Consider the following 8103-nt stretch of genomic DNA (forward strand, 5'->3'; position numbering starts at 1 on the left):
TTGAAAAGGGTGGATTTGCCAACGTTGGGCAGGCCCACAATACCAATACTGAGCGACATGTTGTCTCCTTGCTGCGCGCAAAAAGGCGTATAGCCCGCAGTGGGCGGCGTGCCCGCGCGGGATTGGCCGCCAGCAAAATCAGCGGCCCGGGTTCACGGATCGTTTACGCAATTGCCCCGGCGGGCAAAACGGAATTTTTGAAAACAGCGGCTGCCCCAAAGGCAACCCGCGCCGTCAAGCAGACAGGCGCGGGCATGTTATAGACGCAAAGCGCGTATGAGGCAAGGACGCTACTGAAGCCGTGTGCTCACGGAGGGTGCAAGCCCGTCGCCGGGGCGGGGTTCGCGCACGAGGGGCCGCAGGTCGTCTGTAATGGGCACAGTGGCCGTGCCCATGGCCAGTACCTCATTGCTTGAGGTGTGGATAAGCCGGATGCTGAAGCGCACCTGATCGCTGGTGGTCACATAGGTGCCCGCCAGTATTGCCTGACTGGTGCCGCTGGGGCTGGCAAGCTGGCGCACATCGCGCGTCAGGATAAATTCGCCCTTGAGCTTGTCAAAGCGGATATCGCGCCCTTTGCGCAGTTCCTGAAAGCGGTAGCCCGCATTGATGAGCCAGCGGGAGATTTCTTCCGTCATCTGGCGCGCCAGCGGGGATGCTTCATCAAGGTTGTTGATGTTGACCGGGGTGGTGCCCATGATCATGATGCGGGCGCGGGCCAGGGCTTCGCGGTCTTTACGGCTCATGTCCTGACTGTCGCCCGAAAAGCGCATCATGATCTGCTCGTCAAGCTGCTTGGCAATGCTTACGGCAGCATTGGGCACGTTTCCGGCTGCCGCCGCCGTGAGCGGAAAAAGCAGGGCCGCAAGCACAAGAATGGTAATGAAAAAGCGGTTCATGGTGATCCTCAGCGCATGGTGCGCAAAAGCAGTTCAACGCCGTTCAGCTCCCTTTTTATGACATAAAGGGTCTGGTCGTCGGCACAGATGGAAAGAGCCTGAAGATAGCGCTGCCGCGCAAGCTCATAGCGTCCCTGTTCGCGGAACTGACGGGCCTGACCAAGATAGGCCAGGCTGTGCTCGTTGGCATCAGAAAGATAGTTGGCCCGTTCCTTTGCCTCGCGCTTTGCCTGGGCGTCGTTGCCCTGCCCGCTGTATGACGACATGCTGTCGGCCAGGGCGCTGGCTGGCAGTGCCGCGAGAGGAAGGGCGCATGAGGCCACAAGGCAAAGCGCGCAGATGTTGTTCAACGTTTTTTTCATGGCAATTCCGGCTTACCGGCGTTGTTTGATAACAAGCGTGCCGCTACTGATGCTGCTGGCAGGCGTATAGAGCGAAGTTGGGGCCGGTCTGGCTGGGGCGCTGCTGGCTGTGGCCTTTACCGGCGGTGGCGCGTCGGCCTCGGCCATGCGCGTCACAATGGGCGTATTCACCAGCACAAGCTGACCTGTACGCATCACAAGGCCATCGCTGGCGCGCACCAGCCGGGCGTTGATAAAGGTTGCGTCCTTGTCCACATAATAGGTGCCCACAACAAGGGCGGCCCATTTTTGCCCGGTGGTTGCAACCATCTGATTCGCGGCAAGGGCAAGGTCATCGCGTCCGCCCTGCACGTTGATGGCTCCGTTCAGCCTGTATTCGCGCGTGGGAAAGCCACGCTGGTTGAATTCATAAAACAACGATTCAGCCATCAGCCTGCCCATGGGCGAGCTTTGCGAGGTATTGTTCTGGTTCACAAAGGCCGTGGGCATGGCCACAAAGCCCTGAATGGCGTCGTTTGGCATGGTGGCAAGCATCTGTTCGGCCAGTTCGCGGCTTTTGAGCTTCAGCTCCACGGCGTCCGTATAGCCGGGCGAAAGCGCGGAAGGCCCACTCTTGGCGCAGCCGGCAAAGAGCGGCAGCAAAAGTGCGCAAAGCATAAGAAGACGCGGCATTATATGCATACAAACCCCGAGTGAAATTGCTCTGATGCAGCCCCTCGCGCCTTGATCCCAATGGATCCCAAGCGGGATAATTCCTCGTTTGCCGGGGCTATTGCCCACAGCCCAGCGGAACGGCTCTTACCATAGTCTTATCGTCACAATGGCCGCCAACTTGAGTGCTGACGGAAAAAACGTCAGCCTGAGGCCTTTTTTCAAAACTTTGCAAGACACGTTCCAGACATCGCATTTGCCCCTTGGGCGCTTACTGCCAGGCTGTCCAAAAGGGGTTTTATGCGGCACTGAAATACAGGGCATGCGGCAAGGCTTGCCGCAAAGCCCGCAGCGCGGCCCGTGCTGCGCGCACTTGGCTTGCAGGGGGAAATAGCATAGAAGACTCGTTTACGGAGTGCCGTGGCTTTGGGCCTTGGCTCCACTTGTCTTTGTGAGGAAAGCATGCAAAAGCACACAACCCGCGCCATCCGTCTGGGCGGGCTTTCCATTGGCGGCGGTGCGCCTGTTATGGTGCAGAGCATGACCAATACAGACACCCGCGATGCCGAGGCAACGCTTGCGCAGATTGCGCGGCTTGAGGCGCGCGGCTGCGAAGCGGTGCGCGTGGCTGTGCCGGACGAGGCTGCCGTTGCGGCCCTGCCAGCAATCCGCGCGGGTACGCGCCTTCCGCTCATTGCGGACATACATTTTGATTACCGCCTTGCCGTGGCCTCGCTGGAGGCCGGGCTTGAAGGCCTGCGCATCAACCCCGGCAATATCGGCCCCAAGGAGCACGTGGACCGCGTGGTGGATGCCGCCAAGGCCCACGGGGCGGTCATTCGCGTGGGGGTCAACTCCGGCTCTGTGGAAAAGCGCCTGCTCCAGCAGTACGGCGGCCCCTGCCCCGAGGCGCTGGTGGAAAGCGCTCTCACCCATGTGCGCATGCTTGAGGCGCGCGGTTTTTACGATACCAAAATTTCGCTCAAGTCCTCCTCTGTGCTTGATACCATTGCCTCCTACCGCAAGCTTGCAGAGGCTTGCGACTACCCTCTGCACATCGGCGTTACCGAGGCCGGGGGCCTCATGCGCGGCACGGTAAAATCTGCCGTGGGGCTTGGCATTCTGCTGCACGAGGGCATTGGCGACACCCTGCGTGTTTCGCTCACCGCCGACCCGGTGGAAGAAGTAACCGTGGCGTGGGAAATACTGCGCGCCCTTGGCCTGCGCTCGCGCGGGCCGGAGATCATCTCGTGCCCCACCTGCGGGCGCACGGAGATTGACCTGTTTTCGCTGGCGCGCGCGGTGGAAGACCGCTTAGCCACCTCCAAGGCCGACATCAAGGTGGCGGTCATGGGCTGCGTGGTCAACGGGCCGGGCGAGGCCCGCGAGGCCGATCTGGGCGTTGCGGGCGGGCGCGACAAGGGAATCATATTTCGCAAGGGCGAGGTCATCCGCTCGGTCAAAGGGCAGGAGGCCCTGCTGGCGGCTTTTATGGAAGAACTGCAACAACTGCTCAACGAAAAGGAATCACAGTAATGCGTTTCAGCAACTGCTATATTCCCACCCTCAAGGAATCTCCGGCGGATGCCGAGGTAATCAGCCACAAGCTTTTGCTGCGCGCCGGTATGGTGCGCAGGCTTACTTCGGGCATGTACACCTATCTGCCGCTGGGCCTGAAGGTGATTGAAAAAATAAGCCGCGTCGTGCGCGAAGAAATGGCCGTCGCCTACTTTGAAGAACTGCTCATGCCCATGGTGCAGCCCGCCGACCTGTGGAAAGAATCGGGCCGCTGGGAGCATTACGGCAAGGAACTGCTGCGCTTCAAGGATCGCAACGAGCGCGAATACTGCCTTGGACCCACGCACGAAGAAGTCATCACCGACCTCGTGCGCGGCGAAGTGCGCTCCTATCGTCAGCTTCCTGTGCGTCTGTACCAGATTCAGACCAAGTTCCGCGACGAGATCCGCCCCCGTTTCGGCCTCATGCGCGGGCGCGAATTCATCATGAAGGACGGCTATTCCTTTGACGCCACGGAAGAAGGCGCGCAGCAGAACTACTGGGCCTGCCACGCGGCATACAAGCGTATTTTCCAGCGCCTTGGCCTCAAGTTCCGCCCTGTGGAGGCCGATTCTGGCTCCATCGGCGGCAACTTCTCGCACGAATTCATGGTGCTGGCTGAAACGGGCGAAGACACCATCGCCTTCTGCCATCACTGCGACTACGCGGCCAACGTGGAGCGCGCCGAAGTGGCCTGGAACGGCAAGCCCTGCACGGATACCTGCGCTCCGGCGGAGAAGGTAGCCACCCCCAATGCCCACACGGTGGAAGAAGTGGCGGCCCTGCTGGGCGTGCCCGCCTCCTCCGTGGTCAAGACCATGCTCTTCAAGGTGGACGGCAAGCCCGTGGCCGTGCTGGTGCGCGGCGACCGCGAAGTGAACGACATCAAGCTCAAGAACCTGCTCAACGCGCAGGATGTGGTCATGGCTGACGCCGCCGCCGTGCAGCAGCTCACCAAGGCCCCTGTGGGCTTTGCCGGGCCTGTGGGGCTGGAAATTCCGGTCTACGCCGATGCCGAACTGCAAGGCGCTACAGATTATGTGGTGGGCGCCAACGCTGGCGATGCCCACCTTGTGCACGTTGACCTCAAGCGTGACGCCACGGTGACCGCCTGGGCCGACCTGCGCGCCATCACGCCCGAAGACACCTGCCCCCGCTGCGGCGGCCGCATTGAGCTGACGCGCGGCATTGAAGTGGGCCACGTGTTCATGCTTGGCCGCAAATACAGTGATGCCATGCATGCCGCCTTCCTTGACGAAAACGGCAAGGAACAGATCATGATCATGGGCTGCTACGGTATCGGCGTTTCCCGCGTGGCCGCCGCCGCCATCGAGCAGAACAACGACGAGCACGGCATTGTGTTCCCGCCGCCGCTGGCTCCTTACGACTGCATCCTGCTGAACCTTGACCCGCGCAACGAAGAGGTCAACGCCAAGGTCGAGCAGATTTACGCCATGCTCAAGGATATGGGCGTGGACGTGCTCATGGACGACCGCGACGAACGCCCCGGCGTCAAATTCAAGGATGCGGACTTGCTGGGTATTCCCATGCAGCTTGTGGTTGGCGGCAAGGGCCTTGCCAAGGGCATTGTGGAATGCAAGGATCGCCGCAGCGGTGAAAAGGGTGAACTGCCCGCCGATGCCATGGCTGAAGCCTTTTCCGCCTGGGCCGCCAAGGTCCGCGAGGGGTGGGCGCAGCAACAAGGCTAGGGGCTGTACTGACGAAAAACAAGCCTTCCCCTTTGCATTGGGCGTTATGCAGACATGACGCACGCAGCAGGGGGAGAGCTGCTGGTTTTGGTAGAAGGGGCGCTTTTAGCGCCCCTTCAGCAACAAAATCTCAACTACGTTTTCTGATACACTGCCGCACACGGAGCACCATGCAGGAAGCCATACTGTCTGTCCGTGAACTCACGGAACAGCTGCGCAAAACCCTTGAGGGACGTTTTCCCTTTGTCTGGGTGCGGGGCGAGGTGACCAACCTTACCCGTCCCGGCTCAGGGCACGTCTATTTTACCCTCAAGGATGCCGACGCGCAGCTGCAGTGCGTGTGGTTCAGGCACATGCAGCGGCAGAACAGTCAGGGTTTTGATCCGCTGACAGGCGAGGTTTTTGACGCGCCGCGTCCTTCGCCGCTGGAGCTTTTGCGCAACGGGCTGGATGTGCTCTGCGCAGGGCGCATCACCCTGTATGCGCCGCGCGGGCAGTATCAGCTTGCGGTTGAACTGGTGCAGCCAGCAGGCGAGGGCCAGCTTGCGAAGGCCTTTGAGGCCAGCAAGCGCAAACTGGCGGTTCTGGGCTATTTCAGCCATGAGCGCAAACGCTCCCTGCCGTATGATCCGCAGCGCGTGGCCCTTATCACCTCCCCAACGGGCGCGGCTATCCATGACTTTATGGAGCTTGCGGCCAGCCGGGGCAGCGGGGCGCGCATTCGTCTGTTTCCGGCTCTGGTGCAAGGTGCTGAAGCCGCGCCTTCTATTGTGCGTGCCTTACACGAGGCCAACGCGCAGGGTTGGGCACAGGCCGTTGTGCTGGTGCGCGGCGGCGGCTCGCTGGAAGATTTGTGGGCTTTTAATGAAGAAGCCGTGGCCGAGGCTGTCTTTGAGTCGCGCCTGCCGGTGCTGGCGGGCATCGGGCATGAGGTGGACGTTACCCTTGCCGACATGACGGCAGACCTGCGCGCGGCAACGCCCTCGCATGCGGCCCAGTTGCTCTGGCCTGCACGGGCCGAGCTGATGCAAAAGGTTGACGAGGCGGAGGCCGCCCTTGTGCGCGCCGCGCGGCGGCGGCTGGAAACAGCGGGGCAAAGCCTTGCCCAGTTTGAAAACGCCCTGCGCTGGTTTTCGCCCATGCGGCATCAGGCCCGCCTTGCAGAGCAGCTTGACGGCCTGCACCGCTCCTTGCACAGGGCCGCGCGCCAGTGGCTCGACACCACAGAGGCCCGGCGCGACAGGCTTGAGCGTGCCCTGCAAAACGCCTTCAGCCCTTCGCGGCTGGATGTGCTGGGCAGCAGGGTAGAGGCGCTTTCTGCCAGTCTGGCTGCTGCCATGCCGCGCATGCTGACCGCGCAGGAACAGCGGTATGATGCCGCGCATCAGCGCTTGCAGGCGGCAGGGCAGGAAATGCTTGCCCGCACCGGGCGCGAACTGGAAAAATGCGAATTTGCTCTGGCAGCCGCCAACCCCTTGGCACCCCTCAAGCGCGGCTATGCCCTTGTGCATGGTGCGGATGGCGGCCTGCTGCGCACGGTGACGGCAGCCCCTGCGGGCAGCGCCATCACGGTGCGTCTGGCGGATGGCAGCCTTGCCGCCGTGGTCAGCAAGGTGCTGCCAGATGGTGCGCCTGATTCTGATACAAGCGCGTTGCAGGTTGCCAAAAAACAAGGACGGAATAGCTGATGTCTGTGCTCATGCGCGTTTTCGTGGCGCTGCTGGCTTGCTCGTTTTTTGCTGGATATACTCCGGTTCTGGCTGCGCCGTCCCCAGCAGTAGCACTCGCACTTGACGCGCCCGAATCCGTTGCCAGAGGGGATGCCTTTCCCGCCCTGGCGGTGAGCGACGCGCCCGCAAAGTCCTTCACGTTCCGCTGGCTGGGCAAAACTTACGAGGCGAGGGCGGAGCAGGTGAGCGCCACTACCGCTGCGGGCGCTGCAACGCGCTGGCAGGCCGTCATGCTGCTGCCCGTGCCGCTGGAAGAAAAGGAATCCGCGCGTGATCTTGTCGTCTCCACGGGCAACGGCAAGGATGCCCCCGCAGTAGCGCGCAAGATCGCTTTTTTTGACAAAGACCGCCCGGTGCAGAAACTGAACGTGGATAAAAAATACGTTGATCCCCCGGCGGCGGAAATGGCGCGCATCAAGGCCGACAGGGAACTTGTGCGCCAGGCTCTGGCCCAGCGTCTGCCCGAACGCTTCTGGGTGCTGCCCTTTGTGCGGCCTGTGCCCGGCGATGTTTCAAGCCTGTACGGCCTCAAACGCGTGTTCAACGGGCAGCCGCGCGGGGTGCACAAGGGCCTTGATCTGCGCGGCCCGCAGGGGCAGCCTGTGCTTGCCTGCGCCGATGGTCAGGTGGGCCTTACGGGGAATTTGTACTTCTCCGGTAATGTAGTGTACATCAATCACGGCGAAGGGGTGTTCACCGCGTATCTGCACCTCTCTGAAATACTGGTGCAAAATGGCGATCGGGTGCGCAAGGGGCAGGTTATCGGGCTGGTAGGGGCCACGGGCCGCGTTACCGGGCCGCATCTGCATCTTTCGCTTCTGGTTCAGGGCGAGTCGGTTGACCCGCAGCCCTTTTTGACAACCGGGAACGCCAGGGGAAACAATCCATGAGCGCCAAGACAGACAATACTTTTGAAAAAAAGATGGCCCGGCTTCAGGAGATCGTGGCGGCGCTTGAAAGCGGCGACCTGCCCCTGGAAAAGGGCATGGCCCTGTATAAGGAAGGAGCGGCGTGCTCGCGCTATTGCCGCGAGCAGCTCGACAAAGCCCGGCACGAGCTTGAAATCTGGCAGGATGGTCAGGCTCGTCCCCTTGAGTCACGCCCTGTGGCGGCAAGCGGGCTGAACGCAGAAGAGGAGGCGGAATAGGCGATGATGAGCGTTGCTGACATGAAGGCCCTGCTGCACGCGCGGGGC

9 protein-coding genes are annotated in these 8103 nt (G+C 61.6%); 6 read left to right on the plus strand and 3 right to left on the minus strand.

All coding sequences use genetic code 11. The annotated features are described in order from the left end of the window. Positions 1 to 263 (plus strand): hypothetical protein (locus VEZ52_RS13950; RefSeq protein WP_324837350.1); only part of this gene is annotated, 263 nt, incomplete at its 5' end. Between the two features lie 27 nt (positions 264 to 290). Here VEZ52_RS13950 and VEZ52_RS13955 read toward each other — a convergent pair. From VEZ52_RS13955 to VEZ52_RS13965, 3 genes are read right to left on the minus strand one after another with little or no spacing between them, the layout of a single operon-like run. Continuing rightward, positions 291 to 899, minus strand: coding sequence for a FlgO family outer membrane protein (locus tag VEZ52_RS13955; RefSeq protein WP_324837351.1), 609 nt, complete (start codon positions 897 to 899; stop codon positions 291 to 293). Between the two features lie 8 nt (positions 900 to 907). After that, complete coding sequence (locus VEZ52_RS13960; RefSeq protein ID WP_324837352.1) at positions 908 to 1261, minus strand: hypothetical protein; 354 nt, start codon at positions 1259 to 1261, stop codon at positions 908 to 910. 12 nt (positions 1262 to 1273) lie between these two features. Next, positions 1274 to 1933, minus strand: a complete 660-nt coding sequence (locus tag VEZ52_RS13965; RefSeq protein WP_324837353.1) for a FlgO family outer membrane protein — start codon at positions 1931 to 1933, stop codon at positions 1274 to 1276. A 441-nt stretch (positions 1934 to 2374) separates the two neighbouring features. On the opposite strand from VEZ52_RS13965, the gene ispG reads away from it, so the two are divergent. From ispG to xseB, 5 genes are all read left to right on the plus strand, one after another. Beyond that, positions 2375 to 3448 (plus strand): flavodoxin-dependent (E)-4-hydroxy-3-methylbut-2-enyl-diphosphate synthase, encoded by a 1074-nt coding sequence (gene ispG, locus VEZ52_RS13970; protein WP_192111965.1) that lies wholly within the window; start codon positions 2375 to 2377, stop codon positions 3446 to 3448. After that, a complete protein-coding gene (locus tag VEZ52_RS13975) occupies positions 3448 to 5178 on the plus strand; it encodes a proline--tRNA ligase (RefSeq protein WP_324837354.1) in 1731 nt (576 codons plus the stop codon). The genes ispG and VEZ52_RS13975 overlap by 1 nt, the downstream gene beginning before the upstream one ends. Before the next feature lie 170 nt (positions 5179 to 5348). Next, positions 5349 to 6866 carry an exodeoxyribonuclease VII large subunit gene (xseA, locus tag VEZ52_RS13980; RefSeq protein WP_324837355.1) on the plus strand — a complete coding sequence of 506 codons (1518 nt, stop codon included), beginning with the start codon at positions 5349 to 5351 and terminating at the stop codon, positions 6864 to 6866. After that, positions 6866 to 7798 (plus strand): M23 family metallopeptidase, encoded by a 933-nt coding sequence (locus tag VEZ52_RS13985; protein ID WP_324837356.1) that lies wholly within the window; start codon positions 6866 to 6868, stop codon positions 7796 to 7798. The genes xseA and VEZ52_RS13985 overlap by 1 nt, the downstream gene beginning before the upstream one ends. Then, entirely contained in the window at positions 7795 to 8055 is a 261-nt protein-coding gene (gene xseB, locus VEZ52_RS13990) for an exodeoxyribonuclease VII small subunit (protein WP_192111962.1), read from the plus strand. Before VEZ52_RS13985 ends, xseB begins: the two co-directional genes overlap by 4 nt. Positions 8056 to 8103 lie beyond the last annotated feature (48 nt).

Origin of the sequence: Desulfovibrio sp., from assembly GCF_035644575.1 — a bacterium.
Lineage (GTDB): Bacteria > Desulfobacterota > Desulfovibrionia > Desulfovibrionales > Desulfovibrionaceae > Desulfovibrio.

Coding starts and splice junctions, on each gene's coding strand:
- VEZ52_RS13985 (WP_324837356.1), top strand. CDS start 6,866: ATGTCTGTGCTCATGCGCGTTTTCGTGGCGCTGCTGGCTTGCTCGTTT.
- xseA (WP_324837355.1), top strand. CDS start 5,349: ATGCAGGAAGCCATACTGTCTGTCCGTGAACTCACGGAACAGCTGCGC.
- VEZ52_RS13965 (WP_324837353.1), bottom strand. CDS start 1,933: ATGCCGCGTCTTCTTATGCTTTGCGCACTTTTGCTGCCGCTCTTTGCC.
- VEZ52_RS13975 (WP_324837354.1), top strand. CDS start 3,448: ATGCGTTTCAGCAACTGCTATATTCCCACCCTCAAGGAATCTCCGGCG.
- VEZ52_RS13960 (WP_324837352.1), bottom strand. CDS start 1,261: ATGAAAAAAACGTTGAACAACATCTGCGCGCTTTGCCTTGTGGCCTCA.
- ispG (WP_192111965.1), top strand. CDS start 2,375: ATGCAAAAGCACACAACCCGCGCCATCCGTCTGGGCGGGCTTTCCATT.
- xseB (WP_192111962.1), top strand. CDS start 7,795: ATGAGCGCCAAGACAGACAATACTTTTGAAAAAAAGATGGCCCGGCTT.
- VEZ52_RS13955 (WP_324837351.1), bottom strand. CDS start 899: ATGAACCGCTTTTTCATTACCATTCTTGTGCTTGCGGCCCTGCTTTTT.